Annotated in this window: 28 protein-coding genes; 17 read left to right on the top strand and 11 right to left on the bottom strand. The window is 63.7% G+C overall.

Annotated elements, in window-relative coordinates:
- Positions 1 to 143: 143 nt before the first annotated feature.
- Complete coding sequence (locus tag ACNAOT_RS00515) at positions 144 to 1,193, top strand: hypothetical protein (RefSeq protein ID WP_420179598.1); 1,050 nt, start codon at positions 144 to 146, stop codon at positions 1,191 to 1,193.
- Positions 1,194 to 1,260: 67 nt separating this feature from the next.
- Here the strand turns inward: ACNAOT_RS00515 and ACNAOT_RS00520 are convergent, their stop codons facing one another.
- A complete protein-coding gene (locus ACNAOT_RS00520) occupies positions 1,261 to 1,986 on the bottom strand; it encodes a class I SAM-dependent methyltransferase (RefSeq protein WP_420179599.1) in 726 nt (241 codons plus the stop codon).
- Positions 1,987 to 2,190: 204 nt separating this feature from the next.
- Between ACNAOT_RS00520 and ACNAOT_RS00525 the strand changes: the two genes are divergently transcribed.
- From ACNAOT_RS00525 to ACNAOT_RS00535, 3 genes are all read left to right on the top strand, one after another.
- On the top strand, positions 2,191 to 3,036 hold the full coding sequence (locus tag ACNAOT_RS00525; protein WP_420179600.1) for an HAD family hydrolase: 846 nt from the start codon (positions 2,191 to 2,193) through the stop codon (positions 3,034 to 3,036).
- Between the two features lie 128 nt (positions 3,037 to 3,164).
- Complete coding sequence (locus ACNAOT_RS00530; RefSeq protein ID WP_420179601.1) at positions 3,165 to 4,031, top strand: DUF6597 domain-containing transcriptional factor; 867 nt, start codon at positions 3,165 to 3,167, stop codon at positions 4,029 to 4,031.
- Between the two features lie 80 nt (positions 4,032 to 4,111).
- Positions 4,112 to 4,507 carry a DUF1761 domain-containing protein gene (locus ACNAOT_RS00535; RefSeq protein ID WP_420179602.1) on the top strand — a complete coding sequence of 132 codons (396 nt, stop codon included), beginning with the start codon at positions 4,112 to 4,114 and terminating at the stop codon, positions 4,505 to 4,507.
- 38 nt (positions 4,508 to 4,545) lie between these two features.
- Here ACNAOT_RS00535 and ACNAOT_RS00540 read toward each other — a convergent pair whose 3' ends face one another.
- On the bottom strand, positions 4,546 to 5,286 hold the full coding sequence (locus ACNAOT_RS00540) for a GAF and ANTAR domain-containing protein (protein WP_420179603.1): 741 nt from the start codon (positions 5,284 to 5,286) through the stop codon (positions 4,546 to 4,548).
- A gap of 142 nt (positions 5,287 to 5,428) precedes the next feature.
- On the opposite strand from ACNAOT_RS00540, the gene ACNAOT_RS00545 reads away from it, so the two are divergent.
- Entirely contained in the window at positions 5,429 to 6,205 is a 777-nt protein-coding gene (locus ACNAOT_RS00545; protein WP_420179604.1) for a sigma-70 family RNA polymerase sigma factor, read from the top strand.
- Between the two features lie 7 nt (positions 6,206 to 6,212).
- Here ACNAOT_RS00545 and ACNAOT_RS00550 read toward each other — a convergent pair whose 3' ends face one another.
- Entirely contained in the window at positions 6,213 to 7,175 is a 963-nt protein-coding gene (locus ACNAOT_RS00550; RefSeq protein ID WP_420179605.1) for a glycosyltransferase family 9 protein, read from the bottom strand.
- Positions 7,176 to 7,261: 86 nt separating this feature from the next.
- Here ACNAOT_RS00550 and ACNAOT_RS00555 point away from each other — a divergent pair, with 86 nt between their 5' ends.
- The 7 genes from ACNAOT_RS00555 (at position 7,262) to ACNAOT_RS00585 (ending at position 14,072) form a co-directional block, all read left to right on the top strand.
- A complete protein-coding gene (locus ACNAOT_RS00555) occupies positions 7,262 to 7,816 on the top strand; it encodes a D-glycero-alpha-D-manno-heptose-1,7-bisphosphate 7-phosphatase (protein ID WP_420179606.1) in 555 nt (184 codons plus the stop codon).
- Positions 7,813 to 8,901, top strand: coding sequence for a glycosyltransferase family 9 protein (locus tag ACNAOT_RS00560; protein WP_420179608.1), 1,089 nt, complete (start codon positions 7,813 to 7,815; stop codon positions 8,899 to 8,901). Before ACNAOT_RS00555 ends, ACNAOT_RS00560 begins: the two co-directional genes overlap by 4 nt.
- Complete coding sequence (locus tag ACNAOT_RS00565; protein WP_420179610.1) at positions 8,898 to 9,947, top strand: glycosyltransferase; 1,050 nt, start codon at positions 8,898 to 8,900, stop codon at positions 9,945 to 9,947. Before ACNAOT_RS00560 ends, ACNAOT_RS00565 begins: the two co-directional genes overlap by 4 nt.
- Positions 9,944 to 11,212, top strand: coding sequence for a glycosyltransferase (locus tag ACNAOT_RS00570; RefSeq protein WP_420179612.1), 1,269 nt, complete (start codon positions 9,944 to 9,946; stop codon positions 11,210 to 11,212). Before ACNAOT_RS00565 ends, ACNAOT_RS00570 begins: the two co-directional genes overlap by 4 nt.
- 80 nt (positions 11,213 to 11,292) lie before the next feature.
- Positions 11,293 to 11,940 (top strand): D-sedoheptulose-7-phosphate isomerase, encoded by a 648-nt coding sequence (locus ACNAOT_RS00575; protein ID WP_420181217.1) that lies wholly within the window; start codon positions 11,293 to 11,295, stop codon positions 11,938 to 11,940.
- Entirely contained in the window at positions 11,937 to 13,346 is a 1,410-nt protein-coding gene (locus tag ACNAOT_RS00580; RefSeq protein ID WP_420179614.1) for a PfkB family carbohydrate kinase, read from the top strand. The genes ACNAOT_RS00575 and ACNAOT_RS00580 overlap by 4 nt, the downstream gene beginning before the upstream one ends.
- A 30-nt stretch (positions 13,347 to 13,376) precedes the next feature.
- Entirely contained in the window at positions 13,377 to 14,072 is a 696-nt protein-coding gene (locus tag ACNAOT_RS00585; protein ID WP_091464488.1) for an SDR family oxidoreductase, read from the top strand.
- Here ACNAOT_RS00585 and ACNAOT_RS00590 read toward each other — a convergent pair.
- Complete coding sequence (locus ACNAOT_RS00590) at positions 14,038 to 15,213, bottom strand: glycosyltransferase family 9 protein (protein WP_420179615.1); 1,176 nt, start codon at positions 15,211 to 15,213, stop codon at positions 14,038 to 14,040. The genes ACNAOT_RS00585 and ACNAOT_RS00590 overlap by 35 nt on opposite strands.
- A 145-nt stretch (positions 15,214 to 15,358) precedes the next feature.
- Between ACNAOT_RS00590 and rfaE2 the strand changes: the two genes are divergently transcribed.
- Positions 15,359 to 16,909: a D-glycero-beta-D-manno-heptose 1-phosphate adenylyltransferase gene (rfaE2, locus tag ACNAOT_RS00595; protein ID WP_420179616.1), complete on the top strand. Its 1,551-nt coding sequence runs from the start codon at positions 15,359 to 15,361 to the stop codon at positions 16,907 to 16,909.
- Positions 16,910 to 16,919: 10 nt separating this feature from the next.
- Positions 16,920 to 17,954, top strand: coding sequence for an NAD-dependent epimerase/dehydratase family protein (locus tag ACNAOT_RS00600; protein WP_420179617.1), 1,035 nt, complete (start codon positions 16,920 to 16,922; stop codon positions 17,952 to 17,954).
- A 3-nt stretch (positions 17,955 to 17,957) separates the two neighbouring features.
- Here the strand turns inward: ACNAOT_RS00600 and ACNAOT_RS00605 are convergent, their stop codons facing one another.
- Positions 17,958 to 19,040: an FUSC family protein gene (locus ACNAOT_RS00605; RefSeq protein ID WP_420179618.1), complete on the bottom strand. Its 1,083-nt coding sequence runs from the start codon at positions 19,038 to 19,040 to the stop codon at positions 17,958 to 17,960.
- Positions 19,041 to 19,223: 183 nt separating this feature from the next.
- On the opposite strand from ACNAOT_RS00605, the gene ACNAOT_RS00610 reads away from it, so the two are divergent.
- Genes ACNAOT_RS00610 through ACNAOT_RS00620 form a run of 3 tightly spaced genes read left to right on the top strand, consistent with a single transcriptional unit; the run spans position 19,224 to position 21,186 of the window.
- Positions 19,224 to 20,186, top strand: a complete 963-nt coding sequence (locus ACNAOT_RS00610) for a hypothetical protein (protein WP_420179619.1) — start codon at positions 19,224 to 19,226, stop codon at positions 20,184 to 20,186.
- Positions 20,183 to 20,614 (top strand): phage holin family protein, encoded by a 432-nt coding sequence (locus ACNAOT_RS00615; protein ID WP_402938534.1) that lies wholly within the window; start codon positions 20,183 to 20,185, stop codon positions 20,612 to 20,614. Before ACNAOT_RS00610 ends, ACNAOT_RS00615 begins: the two co-directional genes overlap by 4 nt.
- Positions 20,611 to 21,186, top strand: coding sequence for a DUF3618 domain-containing protein (locus tag ACNAOT_RS00620; protein ID WP_420179620.1), 576 nt, complete (start codon positions 20,611 to 20,613; stop codon positions 21,184 to 21,186). The genes ACNAOT_RS00615 and ACNAOT_RS00620 overlap by 4 nt, the downstream gene beginning before the upstream one ends.
- A gap of 121 nt (positions 21,187 to 21,307) precedes the next feature.
- On the opposite strand, the gene ACNAOT_RS00625 is transcribed toward ACNAOT_RS00620, so the two are convergent.
- The 6 genes from ACNAOT_RS00625 to ACNAOT_RS00650 all read right to left on the bottom strand — a co-directional run bounded on the left by ACNAOT_RS00625 (position 21,308) and on the right by ACNAOT_RS00650 (position 25,720).
- Positions 21,308 to 21,907: a hypothetical protein gene (locus ACNAOT_RS00625; RefSeq protein WP_091464502.1), complete on the bottom strand. Its 600-nt coding sequence runs from the start codon at positions 21,905 to 21,907 to the stop codon at positions 21,308 to 21,310.
- 58 nt (positions 21,908 to 21,965) lie between these two features.
- Positions 21,966 to 22,601, bottom strand: a complete 636-nt coding sequence (locus tag ACNAOT_RS00630) for a hypothetical protein (protein ID WP_420179621.1) — start codon at positions 22,599 to 22,601, stop codon at positions 21,966 to 21,968.
- Positions 22,588 to 23,223, bottom strand: coding sequence for a hypothetical protein (locus ACNAOT_RS00635; protein WP_420179622.1), 636 nt, complete (start codon positions 23,221 to 23,223; stop codon positions 22,588 to 22,590). Before ACNAOT_RS00635 ends, ACNAOT_RS00630 begins: the two co-directional genes overlap by 14 nt.
- A gap of 46 nt (positions 23,224 to 23,269) precedes the next feature.
- Positions 23,270 to 24,076: a hypothetical protein gene (locus ACNAOT_RS00640; protein WP_091464510.1), complete on the bottom strand. Its 807-nt coding sequence runs from the start codon at positions 24,074 to 24,076 to the stop codon at positions 23,270 to 23,272.
- Positions 24,073 to 25,053, bottom strand: coding sequence for a hypothetical protein (locus ACNAOT_RS00645; protein ID WP_091464513.1), 981 nt, complete (start codon positions 25,051 to 25,053; stop codon positions 24,073 to 24,075). The genes ACNAOT_RS00640 and ACNAOT_RS00645 overlap by 4 nt, the downstream gene beginning before the upstream one ends.
- A 178-nt stretch (positions 25,054 to 25,231) precedes the next feature.
- Entirely contained in the window at positions 25,232 to 25,720 is a 489-nt protein-coding gene (locus tag ACNAOT_RS00650; protein WP_014920365.1) for an inorganic diphosphatase, read from the bottom strand.
- Between the last annotated feature and the right edge of the window lie 32 nt (positions 25,721 to 25,752).

Consider the following 25,752-nt stretch of genomic DNA (forward strand, 5'->3'; position numbering starts at 1 on the left):
TGTTCGCTCCGCTCACCGTTGTACGGCTCGAGTGGCGGACAAGGGCGGGATTTTTCGTAGGCACCTGTCCTCCACAGCCTTGGTTGTGCACATAGGAGTGTTCTGCGGCTGAACACTGGCCTGCGGCGGGGCAATGTGGAGTGATGGACATACCACCCGGCCTCATTGAAACCCCCGCCATTCTCCGTTCCGGGGGCCGGACGGATGCAGTTCACAGCAGCTTCATGGCAGGCAAGCTGGTGAGAATTCGTCGCGGCTTCTACGTTGAGACATCCCGGTGGCTCGCTGCCCAGCCGTGGATTCGCTTCGCTTGGACGGTCGCGGCGGCTGCCAGAGCTATTCCAGGCCTTGTCCTTTGCCGGGAAACTGCTGCCTTCGCCATGGGGATACCCATCCTGCGGACACCCTCCTACGTGGAGTGCATTGCTCCGAATCCAAGCCGCTCGGGACGACGCAGGCCCACTTTGTCCATAGTGAGTGCGGGTAATGACAGCCAGCATGTTCTTAGGGATAGGGGCTTCCCACTGCGATACCACGTCAATCCTGAGGCCTCCCCCGAGAGGTTCGGGGAATTCATGGGGACCGGGCTCTTGAATACTGCCTTGGACGTGGCGTTCTCTTTGTCGCTCAGCCAGTCCTTAGTGGTGGCTGACGGAGTAGCGCGGGCGCTCTGGAAGAAGGGGGCATTGGAGCAGGAGTCGAATCTCCTGGACATGGGCCAGATCGCGGCGGCTGTCCAAGCTCACCCTCATGCTGCCGCCCGACGCCGTGCTGAATTAACGTTCTCGCTTGCATCTCCTTCGGCTGAATCTGCCGGAGAGTCGTTCAGCCGGGCAGCTTTTCAATTTCTAGGCTTCGAACAGCCGGAGCTGCAGCACGATTTCAGCGATGCGGGCGGCTTCATTGGCCGAAGTGATTTCTGGTGGCCTGGGAGGGAGGGGCGGAAGGGCGTTGTGGGTGAGTTTGACGGAAAAGCCAAATACATCACTCCGGAATTACGCAACGGCGCCACAGCTGAGGAAGCCGTGTACAACGAGAAGCTTCGGGAAGACCGGATTCGTGCCCTGGGTTTCGGATTCGCACGCTGGGGATGGGCAGACGTCGAGAACCCGGAGAGGCTGCGCCGGAAGCTGATGGGTGCAGGACTGCTCCCGGGCGTCCGCCCACGATTGCTTGTGACGAGTCGTGGATAGCGTTCAAACCGGCTCTCGTTCGCCCCGCCCCCGTTGTACTGCGCGGCCTTCGAACCAGGGTGGAAATCTAGATGGGCTTGTGGGCAACCAGAATCAGTTCACCATGGCCGTTGCCCACTTCTTCGCCGTGCCAGCCGCCGTATACCCGGTCCACAGTGAAGCCCGCCGTGTCCAGATCCTGTTGCAGCTGTTCTTCAGTGCGGAATGCGAGGACCGAGGTCTCGGTTTCATGGACGCCGTTAACGACGCGGTGCTCGGTCAAAGAGACTAGCCCGTGGCTTTTTGGAGCACTTTCGGCCCATGTTTCCACGGTGCAGCCATCAGGAAGAGTGTGCCGATGCCGCGTCTCCGCCGGAACCCAGTGCTGCCAGGCCATGGCCACAGGGTCGCGGGAATCGAAGACCAATCGGCCTCCGGGTATGAGCGCGTGGTAGACGTCGGTAAGCGTTCGGGACCAGTCGCCGTCGTCGTTAATCGCTTGTGCCACGTGCGCCGTCATGATGGCCACATCAAACATGGCGTCGTTGGGGATCGCCGCCGACGTGCCTTCAATCCACGTGACGGCATGAGCGCCGGGCTTCGTTCGGGCAGCTGCAAGGGAGTCAGGGTTTGGGTCGACGCCAACAACGGCATGACCATTCGCAGCAACCGCCAGGGTCATCCGCCCAGTGCCGCATCCCAGATCCAACACCCGACCATTCGGTCGCTCATTTACGAAGGCCAGAAAGAAGTCGTCATCCTCGGCCCATTGATTTTCCGCGTCGTACAGTGCCGACAACTGAGCGCCGGTCATTTGTGAGAGCATCCGACTACCCTAGCCCTGCACCACCGAAGCCTGCTCCTGTTCGGCACCCTCGGCGTTGCACGGCGGGGATTTCGAACAAGTGCGGGAAACAGGGACAACGACGAGCAGCAGTATCACTATTCACCGTCCGTTAATCCACAGCTGTGGCGCCCGTCCTAGTTCAGTGTCTGGGGTGTCTGCTCTACTGTATGCATGACTATTTTGACTGATACTCCAGTTGCTGGCATCGATGACCAGCCAAATAACAACAACAAGCTCATGATCGCATTGGACGTCGACGGCACACTCGTGGACCACGATGGCCACATGTCGCCGGCTGTTCGATCCGCTGCGCAAGCAGTGGTGGCAAGCGGCCACGACGTCATGATCGCCACAGGCCGGTCGCTCAATGCGACACTTCCCATCATCCAGCAGATTGGCATCGAGCGAGGATACGCCGTGTGCTGCAACGGCGGCGTGACCCTTCGCTTGGATCCGTCGTTGGAGAAGGGCTACGAGATCATCCACAAGGCAACTTTCGATCCCGCTCCAGCGCTGAAGGCCCTGCGGGAACGGCTGCCCAACGCCAAGTACGCGCTGGAGGATGAGGACGGGAACTTCCTCTCCACGGAGCGCTTCCAGGACGCCAGTTTCGGCGTGGAGTCCATCGGCGTCGACTTCCAGACCATGTTGGATTCCACTGCGGTCCGCGTAGTGGTCTTCAGCAGCGAGAACACTTCGGACGAGTTCAACGAGGCCATCAAGCACATCGGACTTTCCGGTGTGACGTACTCGGTGGGATGGACTGCTTGGCTGGACATCGCAGCCGAGGGCGTCACCAAGGCAAGTGCCTTGGAGGCCTTGCGCCATAAGCTCGGCACGGACTTGGCCAACACAGTGGCCGTTGGCGATGGACGCAACGATATCGAGATGCTCACTTGGGCTGGCCGCGGCGTTGCCATGGGTCAGGCCCCTGACGAGGTGATCGCCGTGGCGGATGAAGTCACCGCTTCAGTGCTCGACGACGGCGCGGCGCAGGTCTTGCGTAGCCTGCTGTAACTGCCACTCGTCTTAGCCGGGCTCATCGCTGCGGTCGGACCGGCTCTTGTTCGTTACCCTCACCGCTAAGCGCCGGGGGTTTCGAACAAAGGCGGGATCCGTGGCGGTGACCTGCCTAGACTGAGCCTGTGTTCTATCAAGAGTGCCCGCCACCGCCAGAGCTGCAGCCGTTCGTTACCCGGTTGTGGCTGGTCCGTGCTGAGCCGCAGGCAAGATACGAGAAAATTCTTCCCGGGCCCGAAGCGCATTTGATTCTGAATTTGTCCGACCCGTACCGCCTCATCAGCCCGCCGGACAGTTCCGGCGACCTGAACGGTTCGGGCGAGCAGGAAACCAGCAGGGAGACGGAAGTTTCCACCGGTTTCTATGCCGGCCTGCAGCGCAGCTACCTGATCAGCGAAAACCCGGACCAGCTTTTCAACGTCGGTGCCCGACTCACTCCTTACGGTTTGGCAGCGTTCACCAGCCTGCCGCCGTCGGGTTTTCAGAACCGTGTGGTGGACGCCGAAAGTCTCTTACCGGGCTTTTCGGACTTGCGTGAGAGCCTCGCCAACGCGGAACCGGAGCCGGCGTTCGCGGCCCTGACTGCCTTCCTCGAACACCGTCTCAGACCCGATTACAGAGCAGATCCCAGGACACAAAAGGCAACTGAAACCCTTGCGAATGAGGACGTGGAAATCAGCGTGCTTGCCAGGGACTTGGGGATCAGCACGTCCACGCTGGAACGCATCATGATGCGGGATTGTGGAACCACGGCCAAGGCGTACTCGGACGTGTGCCGCTTCAACAGGATCGTGAAGCAGGCGGCCGCCCTCCCGAAAAGGTCAGTCCCAGGCCGTGAGCTCCTCCACCTGGCAGATTACTATGATCAGCCGCACCTCATCCGGGCGTTCAGGCGGTTCAGCGGATTCACGCCGTCGGAGTACCTGCAGGTGGTGAAGAACTATGGGGCGGAGTACGCCACTTTTGTCCCGCTTGAGGAAGTAATCGGGTAGCGTGCGGGATTTTTACAAGACCGTGGGGGCTCACAGACGTACTGTCCATTCAGGAACTGCCCGCCCTTGAGAGGACACCGATGGACATTCAGATCAATTGGCTCGCCGTGCTTCTGGCCGCGCTCGCCACCTTCGTGGTGGGTGGGCTGTGGTACTCGCTGCTGTTCGCCAAGCCGTGGCAAAAGGCCGCAGGTGTCAGCGATGAGCAACTGAAGTCCGGAACGGCACGCGTGTTCGTGGGCTCATTCATCCTTGCCTTGGTGATGGCCGTGTTTCTGGCGGCGTTCATTGGCCGCGGTGGATTCGCATTCGGAACCCTTGCCGGGTTGGCCGCTGGACTGGGATGGGTAGCAACAGCACTGGGCATTAGTTACTTGTTCGAACGCCGCAGCCTGACACTGTTCGCGATCAACGCCAGCTACAACGTCGTCACCTTCACGGCCATGGGCGCAATCATCGGCGCGATGCAGGGCTAGCAGCAGGGTCAGCCGCCCGCAACAAAAGGGCAGGAAAGCTACTTGAAATAGGTCTGAACAGGCCCGCCGCCTGCGGATTCAACAATGGCCTGCGCCACCACCCGGAGCTTAACGTTCCGGTTGCTGGACGCCTTCTTGATGAGCTCCATTGCCTCCTGCTGGGTGCAGCGGTTCTGGGCGATGATGATTCCCGTTGCCACGTCTATCACCGTGCGGGATTCCATCGCTGCCCGGAGGTTGTTGGCGGTCTGGCTGTGCTCCGCGATGAGAACCGCCAGGCGCAGGCCTTTGGATGCCTGCTGTACGTAGTCGTTGGCGCGTTGCACAGCGGCTTGATCGAAGGCGTTGGCGTGTTCGGAGTAGAGGTTGAGTCCCGCCCGGGCAGCGTCATCGCTAAGGGGGAACGGCACAGCCAGGACGGACCGGATGCCGTGTTCGGTGACCAACTTGTTGTACTCGGGCCAAGTGTTGTCTTTGGCGAAATCGGGAATGTGCACTTGCGTGACTTCACGACAGGAGCGGAGGCACGGTCCGTCGGCGAAGTCGTACTGCAGTTCGTCGAGCATCCGGGCGCGCTCGCCGCTGCTTGCCACCGTCCCGGCCGAGCGATGACGCATCAGCGTGATGCCGCAGTAAACCTCGTTTCCGGGCGTGCTGAACATGCCTGCCGAGTGCCTGGCCAACTCCTCAAGGAACGCTTCAACGTCCGGGGTATCGAGCAGCAGGTCTTGGATATCGGCCACCACTGTAGTCGGCTCAGCGAGTTGGGGGTCTTCCATGTGGATCTCCGATCCGTGGATATGGCTACCTTTCGAGACTAACCCCGTGGACCCGTTGAAAGCTAATAGTAAGTGTGCTTCTCTTTTTAAGGAGTCTTGCCGTGGGCTCACCCCCATTTAGTTGGTTAAGGATTGAAGCCCCATGCGTCAAACCCGACCTCTCACCGTCCAGACCAGGCCCCCTGCCTGCAAACCGGAAGGCAGCATCCGGCAAAGCTTCCAGGACAGCCTGGTACTTGATCACCTGAACCTGGCCAAGTCCATTGCCGCCAGATATTCTGCCCACACTCACGACCTCGACGACGTCAGGCAGGTCGCGTACATGGGCCTCATCAAGGCCTCGCGCGGCTACGACGAGTCCAAGGGTGTCAGTTTCCCCGCGTACGCCGCCCCTACTATCGCCGGGGAGGTCAAGCGCTACCTCCGCGACCATTGCTGGGTTGTGCGCCCACCCCGCACCATCCAGGACGTCCGCCGCCAGGTGCTGGCCCGGACTGAGGAGATGACCCAAACGCTGCAACGCACGCCCTCTCCTGAGGAGGTTGCGGAAGATCTAAGCCTGGAGCCGTGCCAAGTGCGTGAAGCGCTGATGGCCGGCACCAGCAAGCGACCGGATTCCCTGGATGCTCCGGCATCCGAGGGGCGAGATGGCCTCCAAGGCTCGCTTTCTGCTTTCGGTTGCCCGACGGACCGGCTCGAGGACGTGCTGGCCCTGCGCAATGCCATCCGTGATCTGAGCGCCGAGGACCGGCACTTGCTCTACCGCCGCTATTACCGCGAGGAAACGCAGTCCACCATTGCCGAAGCCTTGGGAATGTCGCAGATGCAGGTGTCGCGCAAGCTCTCGAAAATCCTCGTTTCCCTCCAAACGCAACTGCTGGACGAAGAAGCTCAGCTTCAGGACGGGACCGCCCTGTAATGATGTTTTAGACGCCCAGCCGCTCTACTGCGGCTAAAACGTCACGAACGCTGACGGCCAACAGTGCGGGATCAGGATCGGCGGAAAACACATCACCGCGGCGGAGTTCGACGGCGGTGAGCACCACGTGCGGTCCGGGCGGCGGTCCCCACTCTTCCGCGGGCGCAGGGCCGAACAGAACTACGGACGGACGTTCGTAGGCTGATGCCAGATGTGCGGCGCCGGTGTCGGCAGAGATCACCAGCCGTGACTCGGCGATGGTGGCCGCAAACTCGGCTAGACCTTGACGCCCCGCCAGTAGCCCGCCGTCGAGATCTGCTCCCTTGAGCTTCGCCAAGGCAGCAGTCTCCTCAGCGCGCCCGCGCTCGGAGGCGCCGCCCGTGAGAACTACATCGTGCCCCGCTGCAGCGAGCTCCACGGCAACGTCCGCGAACCGTTCCACCGGCCATAGCCGGCTGCCATAGGCCGCGCCCACATGGATCACGGTGACCCCCGGGCGCGGCGAAGGAACGGCGGGACGGTTCAGCCGATAGTCCAGGGGATCGGCATCAATACCGTGCCAGTTGAGCAGCCGGGTCCAGCGTTCGCGCTCCGGGATGCCGGTGGTCCACTCAGGTCCGTCAGTGCCGGCGGAAGCGTGCGCCACTATGCGGTTGGCCTGCAGTTCTTCAATCCGCAAACGGCTTTCAGCGCCATTCCCATGGAGGTTCACGGCGATATCCACGGCGCCCCGCGGGACTGTCAGGGGGTCATCGAGCCCAGGTGTCGGCAGGTGATGAATGCCGCCCACAAGATCTAAAGCCTCGGCAATCCACGCCGGCGCAGCATACAAAATACGGTGCTCGGGGAACGCCCGCCGCAACCCACGGAGCGCCGGAACCGCGACCAGGAGGTCGCCAAGTTTCAAAGCGCGCAGGGCAAGCAGCAGGGGCTGATCGTTGGTGTTGTGACTTTCCAAAGCTGCGTCCATAGTGGCCTCCCGCTAGGAGTCTAGCTGCACGAAACTTCTCAGGGCCGCACTGTTTAGTGTCCGGAGAACTGGGGAACGTTGCGGGTATGGGAGGAACCGGAACGTTGAAGGCGGTCCTGTTTGACCGCGATGGAACACTCGTTGTTGACGTGCCATACAACGGCGATCCGCAGTTGGTGCGGCCCATGGATGGTGCCCTTGAAGCGCTGCAAAAAGTACGCCGGGCGGGACTGGCCACGGGAGTGGTGACCAACCAGTCGGGCGTGGCGCGTGGGCTGTTGACGTTGGAGCAAATGCACTCCGTCAATCAGCGGGTGGAGCAGATGTTGGGTCCGTTCGATGTGTGGGAAATTTGTCCCCACGGAACGGAGGATGGCTGCAACTGCCGCAAGCCCGCTCCGGGCATGATTCTTGGAGCGTGCAGCACCTTGGGTATCACGCCAGCGGAGGTTGCTTTCGTTGGCGATATCGGGGCTGACATGGAGGCGGCCGCCGCGGCGGGTGCGAGAGCCGTCCTGGTGCCGACCAGCATTACCCGGCAGGAGGAAATCGAGGCTGCCGGCGTTGTTGCGGAGGACTTGGGGCAGGCAGTGGAGCTTCTGCTCTCCGGGGCACTGGAAGAACAGGATGCCCGTGTATGAGCCGCGTCCTGGTAGCCCGTTTGGACAGCATGGGGGACGTCCTCCTTTCAGGACCTGCCCTGCGTGCTGTCGCGAACGGAAGCCGGCCCGATGGCAGCCGACCCAACGATGTGGTCCTGCTCTGCGGCCCCGAAGGAGCCAGCGCTGCGGAAATGCTGCCGGGAGTGACCCAGGTGCACACGTGGGCATGCCCGTGGATCGTGAACCCGGCACCTCCGGTCACGGATGACATGACCAGTGGCCTGATCGAGTTTGTCCGCAGTTCACGGATTCAGGAAGCCGTGATTCTTACGTCCTTCCACCAGTCCCCGCTTCCGCTGGCCATGCTCCTGCGCCTGGCAGGCGTCAAAAAGATCACGGGCGCATCAACGGACTACGCAGGCTCACTCCTGGACGTTCGGCTCAAACCGGGCGAAGACTTTCCGGAGGACCAGCCGGAAGTGGTCCGTGCGCTCACCATTGCGGAGGCCGGCGGCTATGTGCTGCCGAACGGCGACGACGGAAAGCTGCGCATCACCTCAGGCCCGGATCCTGAGGGGGTAGCCGACAAGTTGGCTGATGATGGCCCGTACATCGTGGTCCACCCCGGAGCCGCCGCCCCAGCCAGGGCGTGGCCCGCACTGCACCATGCTGCCACCGTGGAACTTCTTGAAGCGTACGGGCACCGGGTGGTGGTCACAGGCGGCCCGGGCGAAACGTCACTCACTGCAACAGTGGCCGGCCCCTCCGCCATGAACCTCGGCGGCGGAACCAACCTCAGGACGCTAGCAGCAGTACTGGCGGGAGCCGCCGTCGTGGTGACCGGCAATACCGGTCCCGCCCATCTGGCGGCAGCCGTGGGCACTCCGGTGGTGTGCCTGTTCGCCCCGGTGGTTCCGGCCATCCGATGGGCGCCCTACGGCGTCCCCTTGGAACTGCTGGGAGACCAGGAAGCGGCCTGCAAGAACACCCGCGCCCGCGTATGTCCGGTCCCCGGGCATCCCTGCCTGAGCTCGGTAACCCCGGAGCAGGTTGTCGAAGCTGTTGAAAGGCTCCTGGGAGGCGTGTCCTCCCTGTCCACCCGACGAAAGGTTTGGAAACCATGAGGATTCTGGTGTGGCACGTCCACGGCGGATGGATGGAGGCATTTGTCCGGGGCCAGCATGAGTACCTGCTCCCTAAATCGTCCGACGGCGGCGCGTGGGGTTTGGGGCGAGGCGGCCGTGAGTGGCCTGCCGCCGCGCAGGAAGTGAACCTGGAAAGCCTCGATCCGGACAGCGTGGATGCCGTAGTCCTGCAGCGGCCCGAGGAGATCGCAGCGGTGGCCCGGACACTCGGCCGCCGCCCGGGCGTGGACCTTCCCGCCGTGTACCTCGAGCACAACACCCCCAAGGGCGACGTCCCGTTCACGCTGCACCCGTTGGCAGACCAGACCACCATTCCGGTGGTGCACGTAACCCATTTCAACCAGCTCTTCTGGGACACGGGCACGGCGACCACCACGGTGATCGAGCACGGCATTCCGGACCCGGGGCACCTGTACACCGGTGAGCGGGAAGAGATGGGTGTGGTGGTCAACGAGCCTGTCCGGCGCGGACGGGTCACAGGGACGGACCTGCTGCCGGGGTTTGCCGGTGTGGGGCCACTGCGGGTGTTCGGCATGGGTACCGAGGCTCTGCCGGAGGCACTGAACCTGAAAGGCTTTGGTCTCAGCGAGGAACGGCTGCGTATCTCCGGCGATGTCCCCGCCGCCAAACTCCACCAGGAACTGGCCCGTTGCCGCCTGTACCTCCACCCGCTCCGCTGGACCTCGTTGGGGTTGGCCCTGTTGGAAGCCACGCACCTTGGCATGCCCGTCCTGGCGCTGGCCACCACCGAGGCAAGTCGCGCCATTCCGCACGGCGCAGGCCTGGTCTCCAACGACGTCGACGATCTCCAGAAGTTCGCCCGACGGCTCCTGGACGATCCCGACGACGCCTACGCCATGGGCATCGTCGCGCGCGAGGCTGCGCTGCAACGCTACGGACTGGGCAAGTTTCTCAGGGCCTGGGACCAACTCCTGACTGAACTCCCCAAGAGCACGCCCCGGGGAAGCCACCCGCAACCCGGTACAGCTTCCGCTAGCCATGACACAGAGAGGACGCACCCATGAAAATCTCCATGGTCTCCGAACACGCCAGCCCGCTGGCTGCCTTGGGAGGCGTTGACGCCGGTGGGCAGAACGTCCACGTGGCGGCACTTTCATCAGCTCTGGCAGATCGCGGCCACCAGGTCACTGTGTACACACGCCGCGACGACCCCGGTCTCCCCGCAAAGGTGAACGTAGGGCCAGGACTCACGGTGGTTCATGTGGATGCGGGTCCGGCCCGACGCATCCCCAAGGACGATCTCCTGCCGTATATGGGGGAGCTGGCCGACGGCATCTGCGCGGACTGGGCAGGTGAGCTACCGGACGTGGTGCACGCCCATTTCTGGATGTCCGGCCTCGCTGCCATCCAGGCATCCCGGAGGGCAGGAGCATCCGACCCTGTTCCCGTGGTGCAGACATTCCATGCGCTCGGATCCGTGAAACGCAGGCACCAGGGCGCTGCGGACACCAGCCCACCCGCCAGGGAATGGCTCGAGCCGTGGGTGGGCCGCACCGCCGATTGGGTCATTGCCACCTGCCCGGATGAGGTCTTCGAACTCAAGACCCTGGGCATCAGCCGGTCCAAAATTTCCATCGCGCCCTGCGGTGTGGACCTCACCCTTTTTCCCGGAACGTCCGACGCCGAACCACGGACCCGCACGCATCGGATCCTGAGCGTGGGACGCCTCGTGCAACGCAAGGGAGTAGACCTGATCATCCAGGCCCTGCCCCTCCTGGCCGAGGCGGGCTTCAACGACGTCGAGCTCCTGATTGTTGGCGGTTCCGGCGATGCCCTCAACCTCGAAGAAGATCCGGAAGCGCAACGGCTCAGGGCCATGGCAAAAGAGCTCGGCGTTGAGGACAAGGTGACCATGCGCGGGCAGGTCCCGCGGGATGCCATGCCGGGTATCTTCCGGAGCGCCGACGCCGTGGTTTGCACGCCCTGGTATGAGCCATTTGGCATTGTGCCCCTCGAGGCCATGGCCTGCGGAGTGCCCGTGGTAGCTGCGGCCGTGGGCGGGCTCAGGGAAACCGTGGTGGACCAGAAAACGGGGCTACATGTCCCGCCCCGTGCCCCTGAAGCCCTCGCTGAGGCACTCGGAAAATTGCTGGCAGATCCGGAGCTCCGCGCCGACATGGGCCGCGCCGGAGCACGCAGGGCACGCTCCCGCTACTCGTGGGAACGCATCGCAGCAGACACCGAGAAAGCCTACCGATCCGTCTTGGCGGCCGGCCTGTCCCGGCAAGCCGACGAAGGCCTGGAACCACTGGAAGGAACGGCGCTGTGACTATCAACGGCCCTCTGACCATCAAAGGCTCAGTGACCATCAAAGGCCTCGCAGCCAATGAGTCCACCGTCCCGGACACGTTGCCGGCCCGATGGTCCCCGGACACCAGTAATTCCACCCATCACGCCGAGGTCACCACCCACCTGGACAACGTCCTGCCCGCGCTGGAGTCGTTGCGCTCGCAGTCGGGGCGCTTAGCCGAATGGGGGACCGAACTCGCTAAGCGGCTGCTCTCCGGTCAACGCCTGCTGGCTGCCGGCAATGGCGGCTCAGCGGCTGAGGCGCAGCACCTCACTGCCGAGCTGGTGGGCAGGTTCGACGAGGAACGCGCACCGTTCTCTGCCATCTCGCTCCATGCAGAATCCTCCGCCGTTACCGCACTCTCCAACGACTACGGCTACGAGGAAGTCTTCGCCCGCCAGGTACGTGCCCATGGCCGCGTGGGTGATGTCCTCATTCTTCTCTCCACCAGCGGCCGCAGCCCCAACCTGCTCAAAGCCGCACGGGCGGCAAAGGAACGCGGCATCATCACGTGGGGTCTCACCGGTACCGGCCCCAACCTGTTGGCTGACGCCTGCGATCAAGCCATCACCGTTGACGCCATCTCCGCAAACGCCCAGGAAGGTCACCTCATCGCCATCCACGCCGTGTGCCGGGCCTTCGATGCCGAGGTCGCCAGGCGGGCGGGATCGTACGGCGCGGCTACCTCCGGAGGGGGTCAACCATGAGGATCACGGTAGTGGGCGATGTCCTCCTCGACGTCGACATCAACGGGAGCGCCACCCGGCTCAGCCCCGACGCGCCGGTGCCGGTAGTCAACGTCGCTGATGTCCGGCGTCGTGCAGGTGGTGCCGGACTGGTGGCTACCGTCCTCGCGCAGGACGGTCACCACGTCGCACTGGTCACCGCGGTATCGGACGACGACGGTGCCAGCCACCTCAGGCGCGCACTGGCCAGAGTGTCGGTGCTCGCCGGAGTCCCGCTCGCCCCGACACCGACCAAGACCCGCGTGCGGATCGGGACGCATCCGATGGTCAGGTTCGATGAAGGATGCGAGCCGGCTCCTGTGCCGTCCAGTACGGACGAAATGCTCGCAGCTATTGCTACGGCGGACGCCATCGTTGTGGCTGACTACGGTCGCGGAATCACCGCCAACACTGACATTCGCGCTGCGCTAAGCGAAGCCGCCCATCGCGTCCCGGTGGTGTGGGACCCTCATCCTGCCGGTTCCGAGCCTGTGGAGGGCGTCGCCGTCGTGACGCCCAACCTGGCCGAGGCGTTGGCCTCCGCGAAGGCGGGTGGGTTGGAACCGTCCCGCACAGGTGCCGAAGAAGCGGGCCAGTACCTGCGCGAAAAATGGGGAAGTGCTGCAGTTCTGGTAACCAGGGGCGAGGACGGGGCGCTCTTGCTGTCAGCCGGTGAACCGGCACATGGCATTCCCGCGCCCAAGACCACCGTCAGCGATCCTTGTGGAGCCGGCGACCGCCTGGCTGGAAGCCTCGCCGTGCATTTGGGGCTCGGACTGGACCTCGCCCAAGCAGCCACCAAGGCAGTGGAGGATGCATCGGCCTTCCTGGCTGTTGGAGGAGCGGCTGCGCTCGCGGTGGTGGCTGAAGCGCCTGAACCGAGTCCCGTCGTCGAACTTAAGGGCCTGGAACTGGTTGACACCGGAGACCTGCACCCGGACGGCGTCCAACTGGCTCAAGCTGTGCGGGCCAAAGGCGGCACGGTGGTGGCCACCGGTGGGTGCTTTGACCTCCTCCACGCCGGCCACGCCCGGACATTGGCTGCCGCCCGCAGCATGGGCGATTGCCTCATCGTGTGCCTGAATTCCGACGAATCAGTCAGGCGGCTCAAGGGCGCACACCGGCCAATCGTCAGCGTGGAGGACCGTGCGGAGTTGCTGCTGGCACTCGAATGCGTTGACGCGGTAGTGATCTTCGGCGAGGACACTCCCGAAGCCTGTCTCACCCAAATACAGCCAGATATCTGGGTCAAGGGTGGCGACTACACCCCCGAAGAATTGCCGGAAGCCCGCTTGGTTGCGGGTTGGGGAGGGCGGTGCGTCACTGTGCCCTTCCACCCGGCACGCTCCACCAGCGGCCTGGCTGCAGCACTGGCCAAGGTCAGCTGACAACAAGACCGATCAACCGAGAGGAACCGCATGAACACGCAAACACCCGGCCGCGTCATCGTCACTGGAGGCGGCTCCGGCCTTGGCGCTGCGATCGTGGAAGCCATCCGCGACGCCGGCGGCACACCCTTCGTCTTCGACCGCGACGTCAGCAACGTGTCCGGGGCCAAAGCCTTGGAAGTGGACGTCTCCAACCGTGAAGCCGTGGAAGCTGCCGTCAAAGAGGCAGCCGAAACTCTTGGCGGACTGGACGGTGTGGTGACGGCGGCCGGCATCGACCGCTGCGGCAAGTTGGGCGACGTCCCGGCAGAGGAATGGGAAAAGGTCATCGGAGTGAACCTCCTGGGCACCGTATCCGTAGTCCGTGCAGCGCTGCCGTACCTGAAGGGATCCCGCGGCCGGGCCATCACCATCGCCTCCACACTAGGCCTCAGGGCGCTGCCGGACGCAACCGCGTACTGCGCCTCGAAATTCGGAGTTATCGGCTTCAGCCGTGCACTGGCCGCAGAAACAGGCGGCGTCATCGGCGTCACCACCATCATCCCGGGCGGCATGAAGACCCACTTCTTCGACGACCGGGACGAGCAATACAAGCCTCAGGACGATTCCAAGCTCAACGATCCCGCCAACGTGGCACAGGCTGTGGTGTTCGCCCTGTCCCAGCCATTCGGCAGCGAGGTCCGCGAACTCCTTATCTGCCCCGCAGAAGAAGGCTCGTGGCCGTAAGGTCCAGCACGTCCTGAACAACGTCGGCCACGGCGATGCCGCTCACTACGGTGTCGTCGTGGCCGCAGTGCGGGGCCGTCCAGCCCACCTGCGTGATATCCACTCCGCATCGTGGGCACTGGGTCGCCCAGGACATATGGATGCGGTGCATGCTCCGGCCGCGCGGTCCTGCATTGAAGACGTTCCCCACCCAGAAAATCCCCACTGTCGGAGTCCCCAAGGCCTGGGCCAGGTGCCGGGGGCCGCTGTCGCTCGCCAACATCACTGTTGCCTCCGCCAAGAGCGCGGCCAGGTCTCCAATCTCCAGCTCGCCAGCCACGGAACGCACAGCATGGCGGTCTGACTCCGGGAGGTGGCGGACTGCGAGTTCCGCCACCTCCTGGGCCAGTGCCTTCTCCGAACGGTCTCCCACGATCAATACCTGGGCTCCTTCCGCTGCTGCGCCCGCGGCGGCTTGGGCAAAGTTCGACGCCGGCCATCGCCTCCTGGGATCGGTGGCACCCGGGTGGACCACCACCAGCGATGCCCGCTGTGGATCCCTAAGTCCAACGATGTTCTGCTGATGCTCAGGCTTGGGGAGCAGGGGAGGGGACATGATGGTGGGAGCTCCCGCAAGGCCCGCCACCTCCAGCCACCGGTCCGGCTCGTTCTGGTAATAGACGTAGTCCAGGTTGCGTTCCAGCGGCTCCGCGTCCTTGGTGCGGGTACCTACAGTGTGCCGCGCCCCCAGACGGAGCACGAAAGGGTTGGAAAACCGGCCGCCACCGTGCATCTGGCACGCAATATCGAACCCCCTGGCCCGCATTTTCCCGAAGAAGGCCTCCTGTGCCGCCACGTCCTCAGCGTCATCCTCAAAGCGCTCGCCGTTGCGGGGACCGTCGTGAACGCCGCGCGCCACGGGGAGCAGTTCGACGTCGTCCACCGGACCTTCCGTCGCAGCCACCATTGCCGCGTGGATCGGGGTGCCCAGAAGCGTGACTGCGGCACCAGGGTATGCATTCTTCAACGCGCTTAGGGCGGGATAGGTGTAGATCAGGTCGCCCAATCCGCCACCCCGGAGGACCGCTATCCGTTTCACGTCGCTGAACTTTTGCAGTACTGGTCCAACTCCGAGGTTCACGTTCATCAGCGGATTCTCCATGGGATGCTTCCTTTCGCTGCCAACGCTGCCCTGCGCTGTTCCGGGCCCGCTCTTTGCCGTGAAACTCCCTGGCCCGGCGTGTGAAGCGCGTGCCGCGGGGTACCTGAGGGGAACAGGAAACTGTTGCCCAACCGGAAGGTACCCCATGGCACGCCTATCCAATCAAGAAGGTCTGGCTGACTGGTTGCCGGGCCGCTTGGCCGAGGAACGACCTGTTGTGACGGTCATCGGCGATTCCATCCTTGACGGCTGGTGGGATGGAACCATTGAGCGGTTCTGCCGCGAAGCCCCAGCCCCAGTGGTCCAGGTCCAGCGCCGGGACTTCGCCCCGGGCGGTGCCGCCAACACGGCGATGAACCTCGCCGCGATGGGGGCCGACGTTCGTTTCGTTTCACTGGTGGGCGAGGACTCCGGCGGCCGCACGCTCCTTGAGCAACTCAGATCGGCAGGAGTGGACGTATCGCACGTCGTGTCCCATGCCGGAATGACCACCACCACAAAATTCCGCGTGAGCAGTGGCGGGCAGGTGATGCTTCGCTTGGACGATGCCGCCCATGAGGTCCCCGTGGGTGGCATGCACGAGATGGCCGCTGCCATTCCGCAAGCACTTCCCGGCTCGTCAGCCGTAGTGCTTTGTGACTACGGTGCAGGCGCCTTGGAAGGTGCGGTGCGGGACGCAATATTCGAGTATCTAGGACCGCAAAGTGAGGGCTCGGAAGCCGGCTCCGCCAAGGCCCGGCAGGACACGCTGGTTGTAGTGGACGCCCACTATCCAGGACGCTGGGCACAACTCAAGCCGGACCTCGCTACCCCGAATGCACAGGAAGCGTCCAGACTGCTCGGGACCGAGTTTCCCGGAGGGGCCGCCAGATGCCCCTTTGTGGAAGCCCACGCCGACCAGCTCCTGCGCGCCTCAGGTGCGGCCGCCGTCGTCGTGACTTTGGACCGGGAGGGGACACTGACGATCCGGCCCAACGGCGATTCCCGGAAACCGGCCACCCACCGCACCTGGGCGCGGCCGCAAGCGGAAAAGCAAGCCTCAGGTGCCGGCGATACTTTCGTGGCGGCGCTGACTATGGCCCGTGCTGCCGGATTGCCCCTGACCACCAGCGTGGACCTGGCTCAAGCGGCAGCCGATGTTGTTGTGCATCGGCCAGGTACCTCCGTGTGCACCACTGACGAATTAGCAAATCATCTGCGAGGGTTCGCCGATACAGCACTGACGGATTCTGAGTTGGCCCGGCACGTGGAAGAGCACCGAAACGAGGGCAAGCGGATTGTGCTAACCAACGGGTGCTTCGATGTCCTGCACCGCGGTCACACCCGCTACCTCAACCAGGCCAAGCAACTGGGCGACGTATTAGTAGTGGCGTTGAACAGTGATTCGTCCGTGCGGAAGCTCAAAGGCCCGGACCGGCCGGTCAACCACGAGGCCGACCGCGCGGCAGTCATCGCCGCACTGAGCTGCGTGGACCATGTCACGGTGTTCGATACCCCGACCCCCATTCCGCTCATCGAGCTCCTGCGCCCCGACGTCTATGCCAAAGGCGGCGATTACACGCCGGAGATGCTCCAGGAAACCGAAGCGGTGGAACGTTACGGCGGCACAGTCACCATCCTGGATTACGTGCCCGAGCACTCCACTACAGCGGTCCTGGAACGTATCCGTTCCACGGGCGAAGCCCCGCAGACCTGAGGAAGCAGCCATGCGTATTGCGATCATCGGTGCAACAGGACACGGCGGCACGGAACTGCTGAAACGGCTCCAGAGGGCACGCTCTGAAGAAGGCGCGGATCTGGAACTGGTGGGCGTCGTCCGGCGGCAACCGGATCCGGACGCCGCTCCGTATCACGGCGTGGAGTGGCACACCTTGGACATCAGCGCCACCGAGGATCAACCCGCGCTGGAAGCAGCTTTGGCGGGAGCCGATGCCGTGGTTCACCTGGCGTGGCTGATCCAACCGAACCATGACCGGGAGATGCTGCGCCGGACCAATGTGGCAGGAACGGCCCACGTGTTGGCCGCCGCGCGCAAAGCGGGAGTAGGCCACGTCGTGTGCGCGTCATCCGTAGGGGCGTACTCGCCGGCTCCCAAGGACCAACGGACCAAGGAAGACTGGCCAACGGATGGCATCCGCAGCTCGCACTACAGTGTGGACAAGGCGGCACAGGAAAGGCTCCTGGACGGTTTCGCTAAGGAGAATCCGGACATAGTGGTGGCCCGGCTCCGCCCCGCGCTGATGTTCAGTGCAGGTGGCGGGAGTGAGGTTGGCCGCTACTTCCTGGGACGTGTCCTGCCTCGACTCGTTCCGCGTAAGCCGTGGCTTCCGCTGCTTGCCGTCCCCAAGGAGATGGTGTTCCAAGCCGCCCACACGGCCGACGTCGCTGATGCTTACTGGCGTGTGTTGGAGCACAAGGCGGAAGGTGCGTTCAACATCGCCGCCGAGCCAGTCATAGACCCCAACGCCTTGGCGTGGATTTTCAACGCCCGGCGGGTGATGCCGTTCCCGCTGCCGGTGCTGCGCGCCGTCGTCGAGGTTAGTTGGCGACTCCGTCTGCAGGTGACCGACGGCGGCTGGGTGGACATGGCGGCCAACGCGCCCATCATGGACACGGCCCGGGCGCACGCACTGCTGGGTTGGTCGCCCAAGCATTCCTCGTTGGAGTCACTGGCGGAAATGCTGGACGGTATCGGTGCAGGAAAGGGCCGGAAGGGCTCGCCCCCGCTGAAACCGCGCTAGCCCTCACTCGGACGACAACACCACCGTCAGGATCCGGCGCAGGCTCATGGCCACTGATGCCGGAGCGTTCACCGGGGATTGGTCAGCAGCCGCCTCGGCCACGGCATCGCTGAGGGCGTTGATGCCGTCCTTCGCCCGTGCCAAACGGTTGGCAAGCTCACCGGACTCCGCGTCCCGCCAGTGATCCACCACGCTTGCCACAGACTCCAAGGCATCGGAAAGCGGACCCACCACGGCGTCCGGAATGACCGTCCCGGCGCCCTCTTCCCAGATGGCGCTAGCCAGGACATCGGTGATGTCCTGGACGTGGAAAGTGAGCCGTTCAAGGGTTCGCAGGCCAGCGAGGTCGCTGGGCAGGCGGGTCGCACGACGACGGGACCTGGGGTTCGCTTTGGCGCTCAGCTCAGCTTGGTGGACTGCCGTTCGCACAGCTGCCGCGGTGAGCGAGAGTTCGTCGCTGCGGCTTGCCCAAGCCTTGTGGTCGGGCGGCCAGGACTCCTCCATGGCCCGGGCCATGTCTTTGAGCTGGCGGGATAAGGCACCTTGGTGCCCGGCGATGGCGGGGTCTATGTCGTCCAGGTGCAGGGGTGGAAATATTAGCCAGTTCACCGCAAATCCAACGGTGACGCCCAAGGCCATTTGAAGGACGTAGGCGAACGAGAAACCTTCGGCGTTCGAGTCACCCAGCACCAGCACGAACAGGGCTGCCATGGGAATCCATTCAGACGCAGTGCCCAGCCGGGGAAGGCCGCCGATGAGCACGCCAAGTCCCACCACCACTGCAACAGCCAGCGCAGTAGGCGCGGCGACGGTGGTGATGGCGAAGGCCATGCCGATGCCCAACACCAGCCCTGCCAGGCTTTGCAGTCCGTGCTTGGCGGAGTCGGCCACGGTGGGGTGCATGCTCACCAAGGCACCCAGCGGGGCATAGTACGGATAGGCCGCGGCAGGGCCGGGCATAAAGGGTGCAAGGTACCAGGCGAGGCCTGCTGCAACAGCCGTTTTGGCAGCGAACAGGAGCCGGTGGCGGGTGACGGTTTTTCGAAGCGCGGGAATCAGCCGTCGCCTCGTGGGCAGTTGGCTCATTAGACCTACGTTGGCAGGTAAGTGCTCCCGTGTCGAGTGGAAAGCGATGAAAGTGGGGCATGCCATCTTTTGAAAATATGGGTGATTAGAACTGCAGCAAGCGGGTACACACCCATTGATAGTAACGATACTTACTATCCCGGCTGCTGTCCGCAGCCTGCCAACTGTGGAAAGAGAGCGACAATGACTGAGAGCCAATCGCCGCAGGACGGAAGCTTCGCGGCGCCACGGACCGGAGCCCATGCAGGGACCGAGCCATTTTCCGGAAGCTACCTGGACTCGCCGGACGTTGAAACGCAAACTGCCGGAACCACCGGAATCAGCGGAACCCCCACTGGTTCAGGAACCGGTTCTGCCAGTTCCGGCAAGGTAGATACCGCCAAGGAGGAAGCTGCGGGAGTGGCTGGAGCCGTATCGGATGCTGCCGGTGGTGTGGTTGACACTGCCAAGTCCGAGGCCGGCCATGTAGCCCACGAAGTCAAGGTGAACGCGCGCCAGCTGCTCACGCAGACCAAGGGTGAACTGACAGACCAAGCCCAGGTCCAGCAGCAGCGTGTTGCCGAAGGGTTGCGGTCCATCTCCGACGAACTGTCCACCATGGCTAACTCAAGCCAGAACGGTGGTGTTGCCACAGACCTCGTCCAGCAGGCAGCCCAGCGTTCTTCCTCCATCGCCCAGTGGCTGGAGGGCCGGGACCCCGGCTCACTGCTGGACGAAGTCAAGGGTTTCGCGCGCCGCAAGCCGGGTACGTTCCTGTTGCTCGCTGCCGGGGCCGGTGTCCTTGCAGGCCGCTTGGGACGTGGCATGGCAGGCAACGCTTCTGATTCGACCTCCGCCAGTGGCGCTCCAGCCACGACGGAGACACCTCGGGCCGTTTACTACCCAACACAGGGTGGCGCTGTAACGCCGCCGGCAGTGGACCTTCCCGGCCCGACGACCACCACCGCCGGTTACGGTTCGGCCACCACCACCGGGGCAGCAACCGGGGGCGCAGCAAGCACGGGTTACGACGCCGGCACCACGGGCGGTTACGACGGATCGACGCTCCCTTACCCGGAGACCGACGCTGGCGGAGTCAAGGCCCAGGGCGACCCCCTTGCAGGACCGCTTGATCCGGATGACCCCCAGTATGGAGGTCCCCGATGAGCAGTCCCGCCGACCTGCCTCACACAACAGCCCATGAGAAAGCGGAAAACCTTCCCCTTGGTGAGCTGCTGAGCGACCTGACGCGCGACGTCTCCACGTTGATGCGCCAGGAAGTGGAGCTGGCGAAAGCGGAGATTAAAGATTCCGCCACCAAGGCCGGCAAGGGCGCGGGAATGTTGGGCGGTGCTGCCTACGCCGGCCACATCACTGTGCTGTTTCTGTCCATCGCCCTCTGGTGGGCGTTGGGTCAGCTCGTTGGTCTGGGATGGTCCGCACTGATTGTTGCGGTCATCTGGGGAATTGTAGCGGCTGTCCTGGCCGCCAAGGGCCGCAAGGAGCTGAATGCGATCAAGGGCATGCCCCGGACCGCTGAGACGGTCAAGGAAATACCTCCCGCTTTGAAACCAAACACTGAGGAGACACGATGACGCAGAACCCCGACGCCCTGCGCGCCGATATCGAAGAAACCCGCCGGCGGCTGAGCACCAATGTTGATGCCGTGGCTGACAAAGTTACGCCTTCGCACATCGTCAACCGCCGGGTGGACAAGATCAAGACGGCTGTTTTCGGTGCCCGGGATGACGTCCAGTACCGGGCCGGCAACGCGGCTCACCAGGCTGGAGACGCCGTTTCCGACGTGGTTTCGGACATCGGCGACGCCCCTCAGGTGATCACCCGCAAGGCTCAGGGCAGCCCGATGGCCGCCGGCCTCATCGCCTTCGGTGCAGGCTTGCTGGTCTCGGCCCTGATTCCACCGTCGGACAAGGAACGCGAGGCTGCCCAGGCTTTGAAGGAAGCGGCCCAGCCGCTCACGGATGAGCTCAGCCATGCTGCCCAGGAAGTTGCCGAGCACCTGCGCGAGCCTGCACAGGACGCAATGCAGAACGTCAAGGACAGCGCCACTGAAGCCGCAACCAACGTCAAGGACGAGGGCCAGGCAGCAGCAGCCGACGTTCAGGACCGCGCACACACGGCCAAGGACAACGTCAGCAACCAGTAAGTTGCCGCGCTGAACCAACCTAAGTACGCGCTGACCCAACTGAGTCGCAGCAGAGGCCGTTTTGAACGCTCAAAACGGCCTCAACTGCGACTCAGCTGGGTTTGCTGCGCCCGGTCTTGGATCAGCGCACTTCGAGGATCAGCTGCAGCAAGCGGGCGGCGGCTGGACGGGCGGCGTGTTCCTCTGCCCACTGCGCGCGTGCCAAGGCTTTGCTCACGGCTTGGGTAGTAATGCCGAGCTCCTGGGCGACGGCTTTCTGTTGGCCCCGGACACCCGGAGTAAGCAGATCCAGCACACGCCATTCCGCCGCGCTCCTATGAAGCACGATGTGCCCGAGGAGCCGCAGCACGGCTTCGGCTTCAGAAGCCAGTGCCGGGAGGGGGCCATCAACTGCTACGGGAATACGTTCCTTGCCGCTACGCAGTCGATCGACAGCCCGCCGGGCGTAAACGAGGCTATGCCCCGAGGCATCCTTGACCAGGTTGGGCAGCGGCTCATTGATAGGCCCCACGCCGATTCCCACGTACCACTGGCCTGTCCGGAGTGCGATCAGGGCCGTCTCCACAGCCTGGTGGCTGCATTCGACGATTCCCTGCACCTCATCCTCAACCGAGCGGTCAAAGTCGAGCCTCGCGGGAATGTGCCGCAGGTCCTTGAGCAGCTGCGGTACGAGGTCGCCGTCGCGGCGGCTATCGCGTTGGTTGATGGTGAGAGTGAACATAGTTGATCACATGCTACCGGCTGGTAGCAGCTCTGCAAGGGCAAAATTTGCCTGCTGTTCAGTCAAGCGCCGTACGTCCGGTCAGTACGACGGCGGGCAACGCACCTGATGTGGCGCGGACGGCATCGGCCATTCCTGCCTGACGAAGACTTTCCTGGACTGCCATGACCAAGGGCCGCGGATCCTCGTCGGAGGCGAAGACCCAGAAGGTTTCCCGGGCTTGGAAAACCAAGGCATTGCGCCCGCCGGCACCCAACGAAACCTTCTGGCGGGCCACCAATCGGCGGTCGGGATCACTGCCGTCAGCCGTGGTCAGCGCTTTGAGGCTCCCGGGCGCGATGTCACTCCAGGGAATTAGCACCTGTGTCTGCTTTTGGGAGTACTTGGCCACCATCCCGCGGTCAAAAACCAGCAGTTTGCGGAAGCTCCCAAGAAAAGTCATGCCCCACAGCAACAAGCCGGTGAGGACGCTTGCGGTGACGAACAGTACCGGATCGTTGAAGTGCCCGGCCTCCCTGGTGGAGCGAATTGGGCTGACGAATTCGGCAATGGTCCCGAAGACGAAGCCCACTACCAAGCAGGGGATGAACGCCTTCCAGAAGATCCTGCGAGAGGATGCGACGTAGCGAAGCTGGCCAAGCTCAGGCTCGAGCCTGCGCTCCGCCCGGCGAACCAGCCAATTACGGCCGCGCATCCGGACGCTGGCCGTAGAGGTTGGGCAGGTTCCGCCGCTCCGCTTCGGCTGCCTGATCTGCGGCCGTCACCTTGGGGTCCGGGACTGGAGGCTGGCCTTGGGCGATTCCCGAGCGCCGGTCAATAGCTGCGAACTTCGGGTCCCAAGTGTCGTCTCCGCCGCCGCTTACTGCGGAGGCAATGAGCATCACCACGAAGAACGGGAAGAAGGACCAGCAGATGGCACGCCAGCCGCCCAACCAAGCTCCCGCCGTCGTGCCGTTCTTGATCCGAACTGAGCGCATGCCGGCTGCGGCGTCGCCAACGCTGCCCGCGGAGCCCCAGATCATGCCGTAAGCGAATAGACCCACGAACCACAGGACAACATACAGCGTCAGCCACAAACCGTCGTTGTACCCGAGTGCCGAGCCGCTGTTCATCATGGATTCCCTGACCACCGCGAGGATCACGGCCAGAATGATGTAGCCAACAAGGAACACCAAGGCGTCCAGCACTCGGCCCCAGAAGTGGGCGCCTCCCGAGGCCTTGACGAAGTACGCGCCGGTTTCAGGATGGCGGCGAACGGGGCGGCCGTTGACAGCGTCAAGCAGGCCTGTGAGGGTGGTGGACTTCGAAGTGCTCATGAGGGGCTTTCAGCTCGACGGCGGTGTACGGCTTGGGTGCTTAGCGTCAGGCCAGTCCCGCAAGCCCACCGAGGACGCGGGCCAACGATGGGGCTGAGGTTTCCTGCAGCTCGAAGGACACCGATTCGGTCTGCTCCGAAAGGCCTGATTGCGGGGAACCCTCCACACGCGGTGTCAGCACGTGAACGCCGGAGGGGCCGGTGTACACGGTAACCGTGGGGAACTCGTTGGTATTGGAGTTGAAGGCCACTACGTTGCTGGCGGCCTGGGTGTCGGCCAAGGCCGTGGCGGCGTGCGCCTCGAACTGGGCTTCCGTGTAGAGGGTAGGTTCGGTGTCGCGGGCTGCAGCCTGCTGGGGGTCTACGAACTCGGCCAGGCGCGGAACCAGCTGATCGCGGGTGACAACGGTGAAGCCGTGCAGGCCACTTTCGTCCACTTCTTCGAGCAGAACGCCTTCATCGTGCAGGTAGCCGTAGAGCCAGCGCTTGCCGGTGGACACGGTGCGTTCCACGGAGACTACGCTGCTGCCGCTGCGGCGCAGGGTGAGTGCGCCCGTGATTTCTTCGGTGGCGTGCAAACGCGAGGGCTCGGTTTCACCCTCGAAGACCACCGGGTAAACGAGTTCCTTGGCGAGCAGGCCACGCAACGCGATAGCGCACATCAGTTCCTTGCTTGCGTCCTGGGCAGAAAGCCACGGCAGGGCAACAAGCTGCTCATGCTGAACACCGTCCAGGGCCACAACTTCTTCATCGGTCAGCGTTGGCAAAGGGGCGCCGATCGCGCTGGCCGAGGCAAGGACCTTGGCCGCGGCCTCAATGTCCCGCTGGGTCCATTTCATGGTGCTGGTGGTCATCCGAATATCCCTCCGACAAAGTTTCCGACTGACTTGGCGGCGTCACTGACCCCGTCTGCCACCTTACTGCCTACGTCCTTGGCGAAGCCTGCCACCTCTTTGGCCCCGTCAGCGATGTAGCTGCCGGGGTTGCGGGCGAAGTTGCTGATGGAGTCCCAGTTGTCGGCTACGAGGTTACCCAACGCCCAAGCGCCCGCAACGATGCCGGCGCCGATCACGATGGGAGCGCCGATCGGCCCCAGGAGTGCCGCGCCGCCGGCTGTCATGAGCATGATGCTGCCAACGCCGCCGACCACGGACAAGCCGCCGGCGACGCGGTCACCAGTGCCACGCCAGCCGTCGTGCTCGGGGTTGATCATGTCGCTGATGCCGCCCACGATGTTGAGCGGCGCCGCCAGGGCTCCGGCAATGCGAAGACCCTTGGAGAACTTGCTGGCCTCCTGGAAGGCCTGGCTGTACGGGATGTTGGCTTTGAGGTCGGTGAGGACATCAGTGACCTTCTCACCGTTACGGAGCGCGGTCATGGCGTCACGGACCACTGTCCCGCCGGCCCGCCAATTGGTCAGGACTTCGCGGGTCTTCACCCATTCTGCGTTGCCGAGCTTGAGGTACTTGTACGCCGTCCACAGCGGAGCGGCCAAACCCTTAACGCCCATGGCGGTGTCGTAGACGTCCTTGAGGACACCAACCGAGGTACCTGAACCATCATTGTGGCTGGCGAACTCTTGCTGGTTGGCGTGCTTCTTCAGCTGGCCCGCATTTTCGCGCAGCATGTTGGCGGCCTTCATAAGGCTCTGCCGGTGCTGGCTGTTCCAGTCGCCCTTGAATACCGTGGCATCCCGGCCTTGCCACGCCGTGGTGGAGTTGATGGCGTTGGACAACTGCGTGCTTTGCAGGCTGATGGCGTCGGCGGCTTTGCCCATCACACCCGCCAGACTGCGAAGCTGCGCGATGTCCGCGCCGTAGAACCCAGCCATATGGAACCCCCTGTGAACATGCATCGAAAAGTCTGGTCCCAGCCTAGGCGGACCCGCAAGCTGCCGCGATGGGGAGACATGCCCATGTGCATAAACCGTTAAAGAACGACGGCGGCAGGTGGGTCCCTGAGGAACCGCACCAGCCGCCGTCGAGCGTCAGGCGTTTAGAGCCTGTAAATCAGTGGCCTTCGGCCGAGAAGCGCTTGATGGAAGCTTCCAGCTCGGCTTCGGCAGCGGCGCGGTCGCCCCAGCCCTCAGCCTTGACCCACTTGCCGGGCTCCAAGTCCTTGTAGCGCGTGAAGAAGTGCTCGATTTCCTTGACCAGGAATTCGCTGACATCGCTGACTTCCTGGATGTGGTCGAAACGTGCGTCAACGGGGACGCAGAGCACCTTGGCGTCTCCGCCTCCGTCGTCGGTCATGTTGAAGACGCCGATGGGGCGCGATTCAACGATGACGCCCGGGTGCAGGTCGAAGTCCTGCAGGAGCACCAATGCGTCCAGCGGGTCGCCGTCTTCGCCCAAGGTGTTCTCAAAGAAACCGTAGTGCGTGGGGTACTGCATGGAGGTGAACAGGACGCGGTCCAGGCGGACACGGCCGGTTTCGTGGTCAACTTCGTACTTGACGCGCGATCCCTTGGGGATCTCGATGGTCACGTCGTGTTTCATGGAATGCTCCTTGACGGGTGTGGGTGGGGCGC

Source organism: Paenarthrobacter sp. TA1.8 (assembly GCF_048595705.1).
Lineage (GTDB): Bacteria > Actinomycetota > Actinomycetes > Actinomycetales > Micrococcaceae > Arthrobacter > Arthrobacter nitroguajacolicus.